We start from the raw sequence: 16,959 nt of genomic DNA, 5'->3' as shown, positions 1-16,959 counted from the left end.
TTTTATTTTTCGATCTCGCGCAGGTTTTCCATTTTCTTGTGCGCTAAGAATCCGGCGATATCCTCGAAGTGTTCCTTGACGCGTTTGTTCCCGAATTCAAAGACTTTTTCAGCCAGCCCGTCAAGGAAATCACGGTCGTGCGACACGAGTATCAACGTGCCGTCGAAATCGCGCAACGCATCTTTGATGATGTCTTTGGTTTTCATATCCAAGTGGTTGGAAGGCTCATCAAGAATCAGCAAATTCACAGGTTCGAGCAATAATTTGATCATCGCCAGACGCGTTTTTTCGCCGCCTGAAAGCACTTTGACTTTTTTGGTCACGTCGTCTCCATGAAACATAAACGCACCCAAAAGATCTTTAATTTTCGTCCGCACATCGCCCACGGCAACATCATCGATGGTTTCAAAAATGGTGGCGTTTTCATCGAGCAAAGCGGCTTGATTTTGAGCAAAATAACCGATTTGTGCGTTGTGTCCGATTTCTACATGACCACTGTCGATGTTGATTTCTTTCATGATGGCTTTAATCATCGTCGATTTTCCTTCACCGTTCTTACCGACAAAAGCGACTTTCTGACCGCGTTCAATCACGATGTTCGCATCTTTAAAAACTATATGATCGCCGTAAGATTTTGAAAGTTCTTTGACAATGACAGGATATTGTCCGGAACGAATGGCCGGCGGAAATTTCAGGCGCAATGCCGAAGTATCGATTTCATCAATCTGGACTGGAACAATCTTTTCGAGCATTTTTACACGCGACTGCACCGATAAAGTTTTTGAAAAAGTACCTTTAAAACGGTCTATAAATTCCTGGTTGTCGGCAATCATTTTCTGCTGCTCGTCGTAGGCTTTTTGCTGGTGAATTCTGCGGTCTTTGCGCAATTCTAAATAATGCGAATATTTGGCTTTGTAATCGTAGATTCTACCCATCGTGACTTCAATTGTACGATTGGTAATATTATCGACAAACGCTCTGTCATGCGAAATTACTACGACTGCTTTCGCCGAATTGATCAGGAAATCCTCGAGCCATTGGATGCTTTCGATATCCATGTGGTTCGTCGGCTCATCTAGTAAAATCAAATCTGGTTTTTGTAATAGGATTTTCGCGAGTTCGATGCGCATTCTCCAACCACCGGAAAATTCTGAAGTCGGACGGTTGAAATCTTCGCGTACAAACCCTAAACCGATCAAAATCTTCTCGACTTCGGCTTCGTAATTGACTTCTTCAATCGCGTAGAATTTCTCGCTTAAATCTGAAACGCGTTCGATGAGTTTCATGTACTCGTCGCTTTCGTAATCGGTGCGGATCGTGAGTTGTTCGTTGATCGCGTCGATTTCCTCTTTCATTTTGAAAATTTCCCCGAAGGCTTTTGAAGTTTCTTCAACCACGGTGGCGCTATCGGTGGTTAACAAATGCTGCGGCAAATAAGCGATTACGGCTTCTTTCGGCGCAGAAATATTTCCTGTGGAAGGTTTGCTCTGCCCTGCGATGATTTTCAAAAGCGTCGATTTTCCGGCGCCGTTTTTTCCCATTAGGGCGATTTTGTCGGTTTCATTGATCGCGAAAGAAACATCGCTGAATAAAGTGGTTCCGCCAAACTGCACGGAGATATCGTTGACTGTAATCATTTGGATGGTGAGTTTTTAAAAGGCGCAAAGATAGACAATAGAAGTCTTAAAGTTTCAAAAAGATTTGTTGGTTTTTTTTTAATAGGAATAACTTACATATATTTGAAATGTTAAAAATTTCTAAAAACTATCATCAAAATTCAACTGATTTAAACTTAATGTGAAAATGAAAAAAATATTTCTAAGCCTGATTTTTTTATGCACTTCTTTTTGCTATGCGCAAATCGTATTTGAAAAAGCCTATTTTATTTCTAATGATGGAAAAAGAACCGATTGTTACATCGAGAATCTTGACTGGAGAAGCAATCCGACTTCATTTACTTATAAGTTGAATGAAAATGATTCTGATAAAAAAGTAGAAACCATCGAGCATGTGACTGAATTTGGTATCAATAATGAAAATATCTACAAACGTTTTCTTGTCAATATGGAACGGTCACAAACAGAGACAAGCAATTTGCAGAAGACTAAAACCCCACAATGGAAATCAGAGACGATTTTCCTTCATTTATTGGTCGGTGGGAATGCAAATCTATACAGTTACATTGATGGAAATATGACCAAGTTTTTTTTTGAAACCAAAAATAGCCCCATTGAGCAATTGCTTTACATACGATATATGGCTGGAAATGGAGCTAATGATGAAGGAATTTCAGAAAATAATTATTTTAGGCAACAACTCTCGAATGCCGTAAAATGCGATAATATGTCCGACAGCAATTTTAAAAAGTTGCAATATAACAGCTCTTCATTGGTCAAGCATTTTGCAAACTATAATGCCTGCAGTGGCAATGGTTCCGAAAACACATCAAAAAATTATAACGCTATCCTTGAAGGGAAAAGAGATAGTTTTAACCTGAAAGTTCAGGCTGGCCTATATCTGGGTACGATTAAAGCTTCGGATCCCAATGATTACTTTCGAATGGGCACGAGTGCTAATAAAATTATATACAAAATAGGATTGGAATTAGAATATGTCCTGCCTTTTAATAAAGGTATTTGGAGTATTTTTGTAAGTCCATCCTATCAAAAATTTGATGTTTCAAAAGACTACATTTCAAAAATCAACAATCCTGGATTTCTAAATGATCAGTTTCCCGTTCATTATAATATTAAAACCGACTACAGCTCTATTGAAGTGCCAGTAGGAATCAGGCGTTATTTCTTTATTAATAAATCTTCAAAATTATCGATCAATATTGCTTACGTCATTGATGTGGCAGGCACTGGCGATATCAAAATCACCAATAGTGACGGTTTAGCGAATGCCTCAGCCACTTTAAAAATCAACAGTAGAAATAATCCTGCTATAGGAGCTGGTTATACCCATAAACGTATGAGTGCTGAATTTAGATATAATTTAGAGCGAAAATTATCATCAACTGACTCATGGTCAGTAAAATACAACAGTTTTGGTTTAAGTTTCGGTTACAGAATTTTATAAGGCAGCTTTAAACAAAATGATTGTAGGTAGTTTGTTCAATACCCAAATCTAAATACTCAGCCTAAATTCCTCTATAATCGGAAGCGCTTTGCTGTAGCTCGTTTCCTGTATAAACAACTCGACGGCTTGGTCCGATGTTCCGAAACCGGCTAATCTGCCGGATTGGATGTTGTTTTTTGCTACGACGTCAATGCCGATGGCTTCGATTCTTTCCTGTAAACCCAGCGCGAGAATTTCGCTGCCGGAGAATATTTTCATTAGTCCCATGTTTGTTGTTTGTTTGCGTTTTTGTTAGTTTTCGGTTTCTTCATCGTCTTCCATTTCGAACCAATACGGTTCGGTAAGCATTTTTTCTGCCAGTATTTCGACGCGTTCCGAAAGTTGATCGGCGAAAATAAGGCGCTGCGTTTTGTTGATGCTGTTCGAGATGCGCATGATTTTGGTTTCGTGACGCAGTCTTAAGATTGGTTCGGCGTCGTCTAAAATGAACATCTTCAGACGGTTTACGTTATAGCCCGCTGTGGAGAACATTTCGTTAAGCCTGTTGGGTGTTCCGATGAGCACATCGATGCCTGTGGAAATGTAGTTTTTATCGTATTCTAGGTCACTTTTGTCATGAACGCCGTAAACGCGAAGGTTGGTATATTTTCCGAGTTCTTCGAAAACGGTTTCCATTTCCAATACTTTGGTTTTGTCTTCCACAATAATGAGCGCGCGTGGAGATTCTTCGCCTTCCGCAACCAATTGCTGAATCACATTGAGTACAATCGTGGTTGATTTTCCGGTTTTTTCAGGTGAAATGATAACGCAGTCAGCGCCGCTTTTCAAAGTTGAAAACGTGTCCAGTTGCATCGGATTCGCTTCGGTTAAACCGCTTTCGATGAGCGCTTGCTGTAGGTTTGGGTTTATTTTTTTTAGGTTCATTTTTTTTAGTTGTAAGCTTTAAGCCGTAAACTATACGCTAAAGCAGTTTCAATGCTTATTGCCTATTGCTTATTGCCTAAAGCCAATGATTATTTGCTCGCGAACAGTTTCACATCGGTTTCTGAAATTTCGCTGCCGCCAAGAATAATAAGGCGTTCAACGACATTGCGAAGTTCGCGGATGTTGCCCGTCCAGTCATATTCCTGCAATAAAGTGATGGCTTCCGGTGTAAACGATTTTGGAGCGTTGCCTTGTTCGGAAGCAATTTTTTCGGTGAAATGCTCTATCAATAGCGGAATATCATCACGCCGTTCATTGAGTCCGGGAACTTTTATCAGGATAACTGCAAGTCTGTGGTATAAATCTTCGCGGAACCTTCCTTCGGCGATTTCTGTTTTTAAATCTTTATTGGTCGCAGCAACGACACGCACATTGACTTTGATGTCTTTATCCGCGCCTACTCTTTGAATCAGATTTTCCTGTAAAGCACGCAACACTTTGGCTTGGGCTGCAAGACTCATATCTCCGATTTCATCCAGAAAAATCGTTCCGCCATCGGCTGCTTCGAATTTTCCGGCGCGGTCGCGGACTGCGGAAGTAAACGCTCCTTTGACGTGACCAAACAATTCGCTTTCGATGAGTTCGCTCGGAATCGCAGCGCAATTGACTTCAATGAGTGGAAAATTGGCGCGTTCGCTTTTTTCGTGCAACTGATGCGCTACGAGTTCTTTTCCGGTTCCATTGGGGCCGGTAATTAAAACGCGGGCGTCGGTTTGGGCGACTTTCTCGATCATCAGTTTGATGTGGTTGATCGCTTCGCTGTGGCCAACCATCTCGTAGTTTTTGCTGACGATTTTCTTGAGGATTTTATTCTCGACAACCAATTGCTTTTTGTCTAAAGCGTTGCGAACGGTATTGAGCAGACGATTTAAATCGGGTGGTTTGGAAATGTAATCGAAAGCGCCGAGTCGCATGGCTTGTATTGCGGTTTCCATGTCGCCGTGGCCTGAGATCATGACCATTGGGATTTCGGGTTTGATTTTTTTAACGGCTTCTAACAATTCGACGCCATCCATTTTGGGCATCTTGATGTCGCAGAGCACGAGGCCGTAATCGGCATTTTTTATTTTTTCCAGGCCTTGGAGACCGTCTTCGGCTTCTTCGACTTCGTAAGTGCTGTTTTCCTCCGAGAGTATTTTGATGAGCACCCTGCGGATGGAAGCTTCGTCTTCGATGATTAGTATTTTGGGCATTCGTTTGTTTTTTTAAACCGCAAAGGTCGCAAAGTTTTCTTGTCAAAGTTCACAAAGTTGCTATAAAATCGATAGCCCTAGCCCCGATAGCAGTGGAAATCCTTTGGAGCTGGAGTTCAGCACCAAAGATTGGGAACGTATAGCGGGATTAGCTTCTAATATTTAAGCCATTTATACAATTCTTTCCACGTTGGCTTCTTGCCATACATTAAGATTCCTACGCGGTAAATTTTTGACGCAAACCAAACTACGCCTAAGAAAGTACCGAACAGGATGATCATAGACAAGGCGATTTGCCACCAAGGTACGCCGAACGGGATTCGCATGAGCATCACAATCGGGGACGTCAGCGGCACCATCGAAAATACGGTCGCGATATTGCCGTGCGGGTCGTTGATGACCGTAAAGAAACCTATGTAAACGCCCAAAATTAAGGGCATGATGATCGGCAAAAGGAATTGTTGCGAGTCCGTTTCGTTGTCTACAGCGGCTCCGATGGCGGCGTAAAACGAACTGTAAAGGAAATAACCTCCTATGAAATAAATGATGAAACAGATAAAGATTGTGGCGATCGGTAAGTTCCAGATTTCCTTGATATACAGTTGCATCGAAGACATTTGCTCTTGCGCCTGATGCATCATTTCGGGCGGTACTTTGGCCGTTGGCGTGGCATTAATTCCGAAAAATGTGGACGCGGCGAACATCAAGCCTAAACCGATAATCGCCCATATTAGGAATTGTAAAACACCCGCGAGTGAAGTCCCGATGATTTTTCCCATCATGAGCTGGAATGGTTTGACCGACGAGATGATGATTTCGATGATGCGGTTGGTTTTTTCTTCGATGACTGAGCGCATGACCATGTTGCCGTAGATGATGATGAACATCATGATTAGGTATCCAAATGCGCCACCAATCGCGATTTTGATTTCGTTGAGTCCTTTGAGCGTTTCTTCACCTGATGATTTTGCGACGCTAATGCTGACTTCGGCTTCGGCATTTTTGATGGCAATCGTATCGAGTTTGGCTTTTTCGAAATTGATCTTGGTGATTTTTTTGGCGATGACATCTTCCGTTTCGCCAAGAAATCCAAGGCTTGGGCTGTCATTTGAAATGTACTGTACTTTACTTTTAAGCGCTGCGATGCTGTCGGTTTTAGGAATGTAAATCAAGCCTTCGTAACCTTCGCTGACGATGCTGTCTTTGAGGGTTTTCATATCGACTTTCGACAGATCGAGGTAATGGTATTCTTCGGAATTCTTGAATTCTCCGGCGAAAATTCCGGTTTCGTCATGGATGGCGATTTGCTTCACATCGGCTTTGATCGAACCCAGATAACCCACGAAAACCGCGATTCCTACGAAAAGCAAAGGGCTCAGGAAAGTCATCACGATGAACGACTTGTTGCGCACTTTGGCTATGAATTCTCTTTTTATGATTAAGGATAGAATGCTCATATTTCTTGATTTTAAGACGAAATCTTATGATTTATTGACTGACTGTTTTGATGAAAATATCGTTGACGCTTGGGATTTTCTCTAAGAAGTGCGTGACTTGTCCGCGTTGCGTGAGCAAGTTCAGCAATTCGTTAGGCGCACTGTTCCCGAGTTGGATTTCGAGTTTGAGTTCGTCGTTGAGCGATTTGAAATTGGTTTGGCCGACGGTAAATTTTTGCGTGATGTCGTACATCAAACCTTCAACGTTATCCGTCAGAATACCGACTTCAAAGCTGTTGGTTCTGTATTGTTTTTTGACATCGGTAAGCTTGCCTTCAATCAGTTTGTTGGATTGGTGGATTAAGGCAATGTGATCGCAAAGTTCTTCGACACTTTCCATACGGTGTGTCGAGAATATGATGGTAGAACCTTGTCTTTGCAGTTCTAAAATTTCGTTGGTGATGATGCTCGCATTCACAGGATCAAAACCTGAAAAAGGTTCGTCGAAAATCAGCAACTTGGGTTTGTGCAAAACACAGACAACAAATTGAATTTTTTGCGCCATTCCTTTGGAAAGTTCCTGAATTTTTTTGTTCCACCAGCCTTGAATTTCCAAACGTTCGAACCAATACTGTAATTGTTTGGTGGCTTCGGCTTTGGAAAGTCCTTTCATTTGAGCAAGGTACAGGCATTGCTCACCAACTTTCATCGATTTGTATAAACCGCGTTCTTCTGGTAGATAACCTATATATTGCACATGATGTGGCTGTAATTTTTCGCCATCGAAAATGACATTCCCGCTGTCGGGCATTGTAATCTGGTTGATGATTCTGATCAGGGAAGTTTTCCCAGCGCCGTTCGGACCAAGCAGTCCGTAAATGCTTCCTCTGGGAATAGTAAGTGATATTTTATTGAGCGCAACGTATTCGCCGTATTGTTTGACTACATTTTGAACTTCAAGGATATTACTCATGCTGATTTTATTTGCCTCGTGGATTAATGCTTTTGAATTTGATGTGTAAAAGTAGGCAATTAGTAGAAGTTGGTTTCAAAACGTTACAAAAAAAAACCCACCCTTATTTTGCAACAAGGATGGGAAAAATTGCTATGAAAAAGAAATTACTAGTTGCCTAGTAATAATCAAATATAAAATATTTTTTTAATTTAGGAGAACATATCCTTAACTTTTTCAAAAAAAGATTTATCGCTTTTTTCGGGCTGTGGAATGAAGTTTTCGTCGGTCAAATTTTTCTCGAAAAACTGCTTTTGTTCTTTGTTTAGAGTCTTTGGCGTCCATACGTTGATATGAACTAATAAATCTCCTTTGCCATAACCATTGAGGCTCGGAATTCCTTTTCCTTTAAGTCTTAAGATTTTTCCGGATTGGATACCTTCCTCAAGTTTGATTCTGACTTTTCCGTTGACGGCATCGATATCTTTCGAAACTCCTAAAACAGCTTCAGCGAAACTGATGTACAAATCGAAATGGAGGTTTTCGCCTTCACGTTTGAGGAATTCGTGTTCCTGTTCTTCAATCGCTACGATCAAATCACCAGGAATTCCGTTGCCCGGCGCATCGTTTCCTTTGTTGGCCACTTTAAGCTGCATGCCATCGACAACGCCTGCAGGAATTTTAATCGATACGGTTTCGTCCTGAAGTATCATTCCCTGCGCATCAGCCTCCGCTGGTTTTTTATCAATAATTTGGCCTGAACCGCCGCAAGTCGGACAAGTCGAAGCCGATTGCATACGCCCTAAGATTGTGTTTGTCACACGCATCACCTGACCCTGACCGTTACAGGTAGAACAAGTTTTATAGGAAACCCCAGCCGCTTGTACTTTGCGTTTTACTTTTACCTTTTTCTCGACGCCGTTCGCAACTTCATCAAGCGTCAGTTTGACTTTGATGCGGAGGTTGCTTCCTTTCACACGACGTTGTCCTCCGGAATTTCCGCCGAACTGGCCACCAAAAGCGCCACCGAAAATATCCCCGAACTGACTAAAAATATCGTCCATGTTCATGCCGCCATGACCGCCTCCAAAACCGCCCGAACCGTCAAATGCCTGATGGCCGAATTGGTCGTATTTGGCTTTCTTTTGCGCGTCGCTAAGCACTTCATAGGCTTCGGCTGCCGCTTTAAAGTTTTCTTCGGCTTCTTTGTTTCCCGGATTTTTGTCAGGGTGAAACTCGATGGCTTTTTTGCGGTAAGCTTTTTTGATTTCCGCTTCGGTCGCATTCTTTGAGATGCCTAATATTTCGTAAAAATCTTTTTTCATGTTTTTGATATTCGATGAACCTTTGCTGGGCTTGGGTTACGATTGGTATTAATTTCCGATCACCACTTTTGGGAAACGGATGATTTTGTCTCCGAGTTTGTAGCCTTTTTCGATAACGTCTACGATTTTTCCTTTGAGGTTTGGTGACGGCGCAGGAATTTGGGTAATGGCTTCCGCAAAATCGGCGTTGAAAATATCGCCGGCTTTTACCGGAACTTCTTCCAATCCTTTGGAATATAAAGTTGATTTTAGTTTTTCTGAAATCAGTTCTACACCAACCAATAATACGTTATCGTCGGTTTTTTTGATTTCCGTAATCGCGCGATCGAAATCGTCCATGATCGGGAGCATCGCCTGAATGACTTCCTGATTGGCAGTCTTGAACAGATCGAGACGTTCTTTGGCGGTACGTCTTTTGTAATTTTCAAATTCGGCAAAAAGCCTTAAGAATTTATCCTTTTCATTGGCCAGATCTTCTTCGAGTTTTTGCTCGGGCGACAAGGCTTCTGCGCCTTCAATGCCTTGCTCGTGGTGCTCTTGGTTCTCTGTCGTGGTTTGGTCAAGTACTTCTTCGTTCTCTTGAGGTTCAGTCGTCATTTTGCTTTTATTTTTGAATATATTTTTGATCATTTTTTTTCCGCTGATTGGCAAAAGTATTGCCATTTGTTGAAAAATGTCAAATTGTCACGATTTTTTTTAGTAGCCGCAAAGACATGAAGTCGCCAAATTAAAGAAAAAGCAAGTTTTGGAACGCCTACCCTAGCCCTGATAGCAGCGGCATCTTTTGTTTGCCTTCTTTAGGCAAGCAAAAATAAAGCGGATAGCAGGTTCCCGGCTCCTAACCCAAGCGAAGCGAACGGTACGAAGTAAAAGTTAAAATGAAAATTTTAATAGAATTTTAAGACTAAAACGATTTCGTTTTCTTTAAGTTTGTTTCCCGCCTGCGAAAAATGGGCAGGAGATTGAATCTTAAGGTTAGCGTTAAGCTTCTAAATATTATTAATTCACTTGTTATAGAAAAAGCTCCGTTTGTTATAGACGGAGCTTTTTTTATGGGATGATTTCGCTGAGTGCTTTTTCGATCGTTGGGTATTGGAACTGGAATCCGCTGTCGATGGATTTTTGCGCACTGACGGTCGTGTCGGTAAACAGCAGTTCGTGCATCTCGCCTAAAATCAGGCGCATCACAAACCTTGGAATGTTGGGTAGGAATAACGGTTTGTGCAATTGTTTCGCGAGCAACTTGGTGAGATTTTCATTAGATATCGGATTCGGTGACACTGCGTTGTAGATGCCTTCCCATTCGTTTTTGGCGGCGAAGAAATACATGGCTGCAAGATCGTGGACGTGAATCCAGGAAGTCATCTGGTGGCCGTTTCCGAAAGCGGCTCCGAATCCGTAACGGATGGGTTTGAGCATTTCCTGCAAGGCACCGCCTTTTTTCGAGAAGACGATTCCGGTCCTGAGTTTGCAGACTTTGATGTCGAGCTGTTTGAATTTGTTGACGCTTTCCTCCCATTTGACCACAACATTCGAAAGAAAAGTATCCTGATTGGCGATTGAAAGTTCGGTGTAGACTGTTGTGGCGCTGTCAGGATAAATGCCGATGGCAGATGCTGAAATGATTTGTTTGACCTGATTCGGGTTTTCCTTTAGTACTTTATATAACGTATTGGTGGAAGTAATTCTGCTTTCGATGATTTCCTGTTTGTAGGCATTCGTCCAGCGATTGGAAATGCTCGCGCCGGCAAGGTGAATAATCACATCGACACCCAAAAGGCTGTTCTCATCGATAATGCCCTGCTCGGGATTCCAGAAAAAACCTTGATATTTTTCTTCCTTGATGATTTTCTTTTTGGAAGTCGTAAGGTAATGCACTTCGATACCGTTTTGCAACAGCAGTGACACCAATTCCGTTCCGATTAACCCTGTCGCGCCCGTGATAAGGATTCTCATGTTTTTCTTTTTATTCAAAGTTAGGCATTGACTACTGAAACGTTTTCACAATTAGGTTTGCTTTAACGTCTGTTGCAGCGTCAGGATTTGATTTTGAGCGTCCATTCGAAGTCGAGTTCGGAAACCTGTTCGCCTTTTTCGTTGGTTCCGATAGATTTCATCCAGACGGTTTGGCCTTCTCCGGTGGCGATCGCTTTCCGAATGGCCTCTTTGACTTTTTGTCCGTCGTGGCAAGTGAAAGTGATTCTGCCCGTAGCTTTTTTGGTGTAATTGCCTTTGTTGTTGGCGACGAGCATCGAGATTTTTTGACCGCTTTGCTGAATCGATTGCATGACCAAAGCGCCTGTGGAGAGTTCGGCGGCCATAGCCTGCACGGCAAAATACATCGACTCAAAAGGATTTTGGTTGAACCAACGGTGGCGAACCGAAGTGATGCATTGCAGTTGGTTGATGTTTTTGAGCCGCACACCGCACCAAAACGCCGCGGGCAATTTTAAGAATAAAAAAAGATTGGTTTTGAATGCTGACATATTGATTTCACTGGAATGATTGGCTAAATATAGTGCTTTTATTGATAGAAATGATGTATTTCAATTTGTTAAAATTTTGTTAATATATGGTACTATGCGAAACAAGGTATTGGTTTTTGAACATATATTTGCATAAGAAATTACTATATACTTTTAATCATCATGGAAACACAATCAAAAAACAGTACAGCGGCTTTAATCAACTTAAGCACCTTAACACAGTATTTTATTCCTTTTGGAAATTTGATTTTTCCGATCCTCATCTGGAGCACGAATAAAGACAAATCAGACTATATAAACGAACAAGGAAAACAAACCATTAATTTTCAGTTGAGCTTATTCGTTTACACTTGCCTCCTTGCGATGATTGCCATTCCGATATTGATTATCGCGATTGTCAGAAACGCAAGTTTTTCAGCCATGATTAGCAATGACAATTTGGTTTTCGACGATTTCAACTTTAATGATATCAACGGAATCCTGACCATCGCCATCGTCGCCGTCATCCTTTTTATCTTTATGAAAATCGCGGAGTTTATCCTCATCATCTATGCTTCGCTTAAAACCTCTAACGGAGATGACTTTAAATATCCGCTTACTATCAATTTTTTAAAATAATCAATCAATTTCAATCATCAATTACAATCAATCAATCCTTTTTAATCAAAATCAATTTTAATTACAGAGTTTCAATCATCAATCAAATCAAAATCAAAAAAACGAACAAATCATGTTAAAAATCATCACAACGCTAACCGTATTCCTGGTGGGAATGCTAGCCAAAGCCCAAGTAACAGAAAACAGAAACACCACTGACTTTTCTCAAGTAGCCGTAACAGGCGGTATCGAACTGATCTACAATGAAGCCCCATCCACTTCATTGCGTATAGAATCCAATAACGAGGCAACGCTAAAAAATGTTATCACGGAAATGAATGGAAAAACTTTAAAAATCACCCTGAAAAAAGGAACCGAAATGCCAACTGGAGAAACCGTAAAAGTGTATGTTACCGCAAATCACATCGTAGCCTTGGAAGCGCATTCAAAAGCAAAAATAACTATTGAAGAGCAATTGAACGCTGACCAACTCGACATCGTTTTGGATTCCGGAGCAAGCCTTTCAGGAAACATCAAAACTTCAGGAAAAACTAAATTGTACGCTTCTACCGGAACAACATTCAACGGAAGAATCGAAGCTGCGATGCTCAAAGGAACCTTTCATGACAATGCCAGAATCAACCTGACAGGAAAGGTCAAAAAAGCTGCTTTTCAAACCACAGATTCGGCTTTACTATGCGCCAGAAATTTCACCGCCAATACGATTCATATGAATGCCAACGGGACATCGGTGGCCAAATTACACGCCAATGACAATATCGCTCTAAATGTGACTGAACAAGCTAAAGTTTCGTATGTTGGGTATCCGGAAAAAATGGTACTCAATGAAGAAGCTCAGGCTTTCAATAAAGCAAATTGTCAGCAATTAGTCTCTTACAATGATAGGAGAAACTAAGATTCAGGGAATCAAAAAAAAGAACCAAAACCCGAGGCGCCGCCGAACTGATGGAGCGCCGCGGAATAATCCCAAATAAAAAAATAGAATCATGAATATTGAAAACACAAAAGCCCAGATGCGTAAAGGTGTTCTCGAGTTTTGCATCCTGTCGGTTCTCAAAGAAAAGGATGCCTACACTTCGGAAATTCTCGATACCTTAAAAAACGCTAAATTGCTGGTCGTAGAGGGAACCGTTTATCCGCTGCTGACCCGACTCAAAAATGACGGATTGCTCAATTACCGTTGGGAAGAATCTACTTCGGGGCCGCCAAGAAAATATTACGGGCTCACCGAAATTGGGAAAACATTTTTAACTGAATTGAATGGCACCTGGACCGAACTCTCCGATGCCGTAAACATAATCACAAACCAAAAATAATAGTCATGAATAAAACTGTAAACATAAATTTAGGCGGTATGTTCTTTCATATTGACGAAGACGCATACCAAAAGTTGACAAGATATTTCGATGCTATCAAACGTTCGCTGACCAACTCTAACGGACAAGACGAAATCATTAAGGACATCGAAATGCGTATCGCAGAATTGGTGGCTGAAAAACATACTAGCGAAAAACAAGTCATCAACTTAAAAGAATTGGATGAAATCATCGCTGTCATGGGACAACCCGAAGATTACAGAATTGATCCCGACGGTGAAGAAACCCAACAACAAGCCTATGACTTCAACAACGCGACCAAAGCCAACAAAAAATTGTACCGCGACAAAGACACCGGAATGATTGGTGGTGTAGCCGCCGGTCTGAGCCATTATTTTGGAATCGATGCCGTTTGGTTGCGTATCATTTTAGTGGTGTTGGTGTTCGGCGGATTCGGATCCGGAATCGTGGCTTACATCGTCCTTTGGATTGTGATGCCTGAAGCCGTTACGACGACTGAAAAATTAGAAATGAAAGGCGAACCGATCACAATCTCAAACATCGAGAAAAAAGTAAAGGAAGAATTCGACTCGGTTTCTGAAAAATTCAAAAACGCGAATTACGACAAAATGGGAAACCAAGTCAAAACCGGAGTTGAAAAATTCACAGGCGGTGTCGGCGAAGTGCTGATGAGCATCTTCAAAATATTCGCTAAGTTTTTGGGTGTGCTTTTGATCTTGTCAAGTTTGACTTGGTTGGTCATCTTATTCATTGGTGTATTTACTCTAGGTTCTACAGCCTTCATCGATTTTCCATGGCAAAGCTTTGTTGAAGCCGGTAATTTCTCGGAATATCCGATCTGGGTTTTTGGTTTGCTGGTGTTCTTCGCTATCGGAATTCCGCTCTTTTTCTTACTGATTTTAGGATTCAAATTGTTGTCTCCGGGAATGAAATCTGTGGGCGCCGTGGTCAAATATACTTTACTCGCCATCTGGTTGATTTCATTGGGAATCATCATTTCATTGTGCATCCGCCAAGCGACAGAATATGCGGTTGACGGAAGATTCATCCAAAGAGAAAATATTCCGTTGCAAGCTAATGATACGCTGTTCGTGAAATTCAAATCAAACGACTATTTCTCTAACGGCATCAACGACAACGACAATTTCATGGTGACGGAAGATTCCGCTGATGTTAAAGTGATCTACTCGAATGAAGTGCGCATGTACGTTGTGAAAACCGACGAAAAAGTACCTTACATCCAAATCGACAGAAAAGCCAAGGGAAGTTCGTTGTCTAAAGCTAAGAAAACGGCTGAGAAAATCAGATACGGTTATAAAATTCAGGGCAATCACTTGATTTTAGACAACTATCTGCTGACCGAATTCAAAAACAAATGGCGCGATCAGGAAGTTGAAATCTATCTCTACTTACCAACAGGAACACTTTTGAAACCAGACAGCAGCATCCAGGATTACGATGATTCTGACGATTCTTATTTCAACCTGCATTTCAGTTCAGACTACACTTATAAGGTCGATACCGACAAAGTAAAATGTCTCAACTGTCCAACCGAAGAAAATGAGTGGAATGATGTGGAAGGCGCCGCCAATATCGATGACGATTCCACCGCAACCAGCGTGACTTTGAACAAAGACGGCATCCTGATCAAAAAAGACAAAAGGGATGCGGAGAGCAAAGAAATCAAAAGTGTCAAAATCAACGAAGATGGTATCACGATTAAAACCAAATAATCATGGGGACAATTAAAAATCCAATCGCAACAGCTACTTTGCTTGTGCTCACCGCAATATTTTTTACAGCATGTCAGTTTAGCGGTGTGAAAGGCAGCGGCAACGTCATCACACAAAGCAGAGCGGTTTCGGGCACTTTCAAAAGCATCAAAGTGGAAAACGGACTCGATGTGGTGCTGGAACAATCTGGTCAAACCAACATAAGTGTGATTGCCGATGATAACCTGCAGCCGCACATCAAAACCAGAATAGAAAATGGCGTACTGATCATTACCTCTGATGTCAATAGTTACATCAACATTGAGTCTAAAAAAATTGTAGTCAAAGCGCCCAACATCGAAAGTATTGAAGCCTGCACGGGTTCTAGTTTCGATACTAAAAACACGATCAAAAGCAATACGATGGCCCTGAAAAGCAATACCGGCGCCTCGCTCCATATGGCCCTCGAATGTGAAAAAGCTACTATCGAAACCGAAAGCGCAGGCAGCGTCAAAGTCAATGGAAAAGCCATCACGCTCGAAGCGGCGGCAGCCAGTGCAGGCAATATCGATGCTGAAAAATTGCTGTCAAACGACATCATCGCGAGTGCCTCGAGCGCGGGAATCATCAAAATATATCCGTTAGTGAGCCTGAGTGCTGATGCGTCTAGTGGGGGCAGTATCAACTATTACAATGTGCCGAAAAACCTCAATAAAAAGTCCGATACCGGCGGTAGTATCAATAAAGAATAATTTCAGAAATTTCAAGTTTTTAAAAAATCATCCTAATTCAGGGTGATTTTTTTTATAAATATTATTGTAAAATCTACTTTTGTAAAAAAAAAAATTAAATTCGCTCTTAGAATCTTCTTCAAATCATGGTTCGAAACCAACAACAACAAACAACAAGAATGAATAAACTCCTGCATAAAGTTGCGCATAAATGCAAACGGCATCCGATGCTGTATTTTGTGCGTTATGCGTTGTTATCGAAAAATCATACGGCGAAAAATGCTGACGCTATCGGTTGTTTTAATGATTCGAATACGATGGATTCGATTCCCAAGTTATATTTTGAAGTCAATGCTAAAATCAATGTAGACCCGACACAAGACGAATTAGAAAAGGCTTTAACGATCGGAAAGTTTTTAAGAAAAACGATAGTGGGCGGTTCCGGCATCGGACTTTCTTCAGAGAAAACCCTTGAAATGATGCTAGCCGGAGAAGGTGGCGTATGCTCTGATTTCGCACAGGTTTTCAATATTTTTTGTTTCATCAATGGAATTCGGGTCAAGGAATGGGGCACCGTCGATTGTTTCTACAAAACCAAATTCGGACATTCTTTCAACGAAATCTATTCCACCCAACAACAAAAATGGATTGCCATTGACATCCATAAAGCGATTATTTTCGAAGATGTGGCGCACAACAATTTCTTCTCGGTCATTGACCTTTTCAACGATCTCAGGGCTGGAAATCCGCTCAGAGCGAAACACTATTCAGAATACATGACTTGGCAACAGGAAAGGATTCCGTTGGTTTATTCGCAGCATGCGATGCCTTTTTTAATCGAAAACAAAGAAAACTCCATCGTAGATTACTATTACAACAAACTGCAGAATTCGATGCCGATTGTCATCATCAATGTGTTGCTGGTGTTGTTGCGAAAAAACCAGACCTTTATTTTTGTCCTTGATGATTATAAAATGAAACTGCTTCCCAAATATTTCCAGAATCTGAAATTGTCTTCTTAAAATTCCTTTTGGTTTTGTAGTGCTATTTTTTTTACTGATATTGCTTCTTGTAACAACATCAAAGCTTGCTATACCTATTCAC

General features: G+C 41.3%; 17 protein-coding genes. 7 read left to right on the top strand and 10 right to left on the bottom strand.

The genetic code is table 11. From position 1 onward, the window contains the following. Nucleotides 1–2: 2 nt before the first annotated feature. A complete protein-coding gene (locus Q0058_RS13070; RefSeq protein ID WP_298224654.1) occupies nucleotides 3–1,637 on the bottom strand; it encodes an ABC-F family ATP-binding cassette domain-containing protein in 1,635 nt (544 codons plus the stop codon). Between the two features lie 166 nt (nucleotides 1,638–1,803). Between Q0058_RS13070 and Q0058_RS13065 the strand changes: the two genes are divergently transcribed. Next, a complete protein-coding gene (locus Q0058_RS13065; protein WP_298224652.1) occupies nucleotides 1,804–3,081 on the top strand; it encodes a hypothetical protein in 1,278 nt (425 codons plus the stop codon). Nucleotides 3,082–3,129: 48 nt separating this feature from the next. On the opposite strand, the gene Q0058_RS13060 is transcribed toward Q0058_RS13065, so the two are convergent. From Q0058_RS13060 to Q0058_RS13020, 9 genes are all read right to left on the bottom strand, one after another. Further along, a complete protein-coding gene (locus tag Q0058_RS13060) occupies nucleotides 3,130–3,348 on the bottom strand; it encodes a DUF2007 domain-containing protein (RefSeq protein ID WP_298224650.1) in 219 nt (72 codons plus the stop codon). A gap of 24 nt (nucleotides 3,349–3,372) precedes the next feature. Next, nucleotides 3,373–4,005: a DEAD/DEAH box helicase gene (locus Q0058_RS13055; RefSeq protein ID WP_298224648.1), complete on the bottom strand. Its 633-nt coding sequence runs from the start codon at nucleotides 4,003–4,005 to the stop codon at nucleotides 3,373–3,375. 89 nt (nucleotides 4,006–4,094) lie between these two features. Beyond that, nucleotides 4,095–5,258: a sigma-54 dependent transcriptional regulator gene (locus Q0058_RS13050; protein WP_298224646.1), complete on the bottom strand. Its 1,164-nt coding sequence runs from the start codon at nucleotides 5,256–5,258 to the stop codon at nucleotides 4,095–4,097. Between the two features lie 155 nt (nucleotides 5,259–5,413). Then, on the bottom strand, nucleotides 5,414–6,715 hold the full coding sequence (locus Q0058_RS13045) for an ABC transporter permease (RefSeq protein ID WP_298224644.1): 1,302 nt from the start codon (nucleotides 6,713–6,715) through the stop codon (nucleotides 5,414–5,416). A gap of 31 nt (nucleotides 6,716–6,746) precedes the next feature. Beyond that, entirely contained in the window at nucleotides 6,747–7,667 is a 921-nt protein-coding gene (locus tag Q0058_RS13040) for an ATP-binding cassette domain-containing protein (RefSeq protein WP_298224643.1), read from the bottom strand. Nucleotides 7,668–7,858: 191 nt separating this feature from the next. Next, on the bottom strand, nucleotides 7,859–8,971 hold the full coding sequence (gene dnaJ / locus Q0058_RS13035; protein ID WP_298224641.1) for a molecular chaperone DnaJ: 1,113 nt from the start codon (nucleotides 8,969–8,971) through the stop codon (nucleotides 7,859–7,861). A 48-nt stretch (nucleotides 8,972–9,019) separates the two neighbouring features. Beyond that, on the bottom strand, nucleotides 9,020–9,601 hold the full coding sequence (locus Q0058_RS13030) for a nucleotide exchange factor GrpE (RefSeq protein ID WP_298224639.1): 582 nt from the start codon (nucleotides 9,599–9,601) through the stop codon (nucleotides 9,020–9,022). A gap of 420 nt (nucleotides 9,602–10,021) precedes the next feature. Next, the gene (locus tag Q0058_RS13025) at nucleotides 10,022–10,927 is read right to left on the bottom strand and encodes a TIGR01777 family oxidoreductase (RefSeq protein WP_298224637.1); all 906 of its coding nucleotides are present in this window, start codon (nucleotides 10,925–10,927) and stop codon (nucleotides 10,022–10,024) included. 80 nt (nucleotides 10,928–11,007) lie between these two features. Next, nucleotides 11,008–11,463, bottom strand: coding sequence for a DUF4442 domain-containing protein (locus tag Q0058_RS13020; protein WP_298224751.1), 456 nt, complete (start codon nucleotides 11,461–11,463; stop codon nucleotides 11,008–11,010). Between the two features lie 156 nt (nucleotides 11,464–11,619). Between Q0058_RS13020 and Q0058_RS13015 the strand changes: the two genes are divergently transcribed. From Q0058_RS13015 to Q0058_RS12990, 6 genes are all read left to right on the top strand, one after another. After that, complete coding sequence (locus Q0058_RS13015) at nucleotides 11,620–12,075, top strand: DUF4870 domain-containing protein (protein ID WP_298224635.1); 456 nt, start codon at nucleotides 11,620–11,622, stop codon at nucleotides 12,073–12,075. Between the two features lie 112 nt (nucleotides 12,076–12,187). Continuing rightward, complete coding sequence (locus Q0058_RS13010) at nucleotides 12,188–12,970, top strand: DUF2807 domain-containing protein (RefSeq protein WP_298224634.1); 783 nt, start codon at nucleotides 12,188–12,190, stop codon at nucleotides 12,968–12,970. Nucleotides 12,971–13,061: 91 nt separating this feature from the next. Further along, entirely contained in the window at nucleotides 13,062–13,391 is a 330-nt protein-coding gene (locus tag Q0058_RS13005; protein ID WP_091393082.1) for a PadR family transcriptional regulator, read from the top strand. Nucleotides 13,392–13,396: 5 nt separating this feature from the next. Next, complete coding sequence (locus Q0058_RS13000) at nucleotides 13,397–15,145, top strand: PspC domain-containing protein (protein WP_298224627.1); 1,749 nt, start codon at nucleotides 13,397–13,399, stop codon at nucleotides 15,143–15,145. Between the two features lie 2 nt (nucleotides 15,146–15,147). Next, nucleotides 15,148–15,876 (top strand): head GIN domain-containing protein, encoded by a 729-nt coding sequence (locus Q0058_RS12995; protein WP_298224624.1) that lies wholly within the window; start codon nucleotides 15,148–15,150, stop codon nucleotides 15,874–15,876. A gap of 158 nt (nucleotides 15,877–16,034) precedes the next feature. Then, the gene (locus Q0058_RS12990; RefSeq protein ID WP_298224622.1) at nucleotides 16,035–16,877 is read left to right on the top strand and encodes a hypothetical protein; all 843 of its coding nucleotides are present in this window, start codon (nucleotides 16,035–16,037) and stop codon (nucleotides 16,875–16,877) included. Nucleotides 16,878–16,959: the final 82 nt, after the last annotated feature.

This window comes from Flavobacterium sp. (genome assembly GCF_027484705.1).
Lineage (GTDB): Bacteria > Bacteroidota > Bacteroidia > Flavobacteriales > Flavobacteriaceae > Flavobacterium.
The sequence above is the reverse complement of the archived record's forward strand: the minus strand, read 5'-3'. Positions and strand labels throughout refer to the sequence as shown.

Coding starts and splice junctions, on each gene's coding strand:
- Q0058_RS13070 (WP_298224654.1), bottom strand. CDS start 1,637: ATGATTACAGTCAACGATATCTCCGTGCAGTTTGGCGGAACCACTTTA.
- Q0058_RS13065 (WP_298224652.1), top strand. CDS start 1,804: ATGAAAAAAATATTTCTAAGCCTGATTTTTTTATGCACTTCTTTTTGC.
- Q0058_RS13060 (WP_298224650.1), bottom strand. CDS start 3,348: ATGGGACTAATGAAAATATTCTCCGGCAGCGAAATTCTCGCGCTGGGT.
- Q0058_RS13055 (WP_298224648.1), bottom strand. CDS start 4,005: ATGAACCTAAAAAAAATAAACCCAAACCTACAGCAAGCGCTCATCGAA.
- Q0058_RS13050 (WP_298224646.1), bottom strand. CDS start 5,258: ATGCCCAAAATACTAATCATCGAAGACGAAGCTTCCATCCGCAGGGTG.
- Q0058_RS13045 (WP_298224644.1), bottom strand. CDS start 6,715: ATGAGCATTCTATCCTTAATCATAAAAAGAGAATTCATAGCCAAAGTG.
- Q0058_RS13040 (WP_298224643.1), bottom strand. CDS start 7,667: ATGAGTAATATCCTTGAAGTTCAAAATGTAGTCAAACAATACGGCGAA.
- dnaJ (WP_298224641.1), bottom strand. CDS start 8,971: ATGAAAAAAGATTTTTACGAAATATTAGGCATCTCAAAGAATGCGACC.
- Q0058_RS13030 (WP_298224639.1), bottom strand. CDS start 9,601: ATGATCAAAAATATATTCAAAAATAAAAGCAAAATGACGACTGAACCT.
- Q0058_RS13025 (WP_298224637.1), bottom strand. CDS start 10,927: ATGAGAATCCTTATCACGGGCGCGACAGGGTTAATCGGAACGGAATTG.
- Q0058_RS13015 (WP_298224635.1), top strand. CDS start 11,620: ATGGAAACACAATCAAAAAACAGTACAGCGGCTTTAATCAACTTAAGC.
- Q0058_RS13010 (WP_298224634.1), top strand. CDS start 12,188: ATGTTAAAAATCATCACAACGCTAACCGTATTCCTGGTGGGAATGCTA.
- Q0058_RS13005 (WP_091393082.1), top strand. CDS start 13,062: ATGAATATTGAAAACACAAAAGCCCAGATGCGTAAAGGTGTTCTCGAG.
- Q0058_RS13000 (WP_298224627.1), top strand. CDS start 13,397: ATGAATAAAACTGTAAACATAAATTTAGGCGGTATGTTCTTTCATATT.
- Q0058_RS12995 (WP_298224624.1), top strand. CDS start 15,148: ATGGGGACAATTAAAAATCCAATCGCAACAGCTACTTTGCTTGTGCTC.
- Q0058_RS12990 (WP_298224622.1), top strand. CDS start 16,035: ATGAATAAACTCCTGCATAAAGTTGCGCATAAATGCAAACGGCATCCG.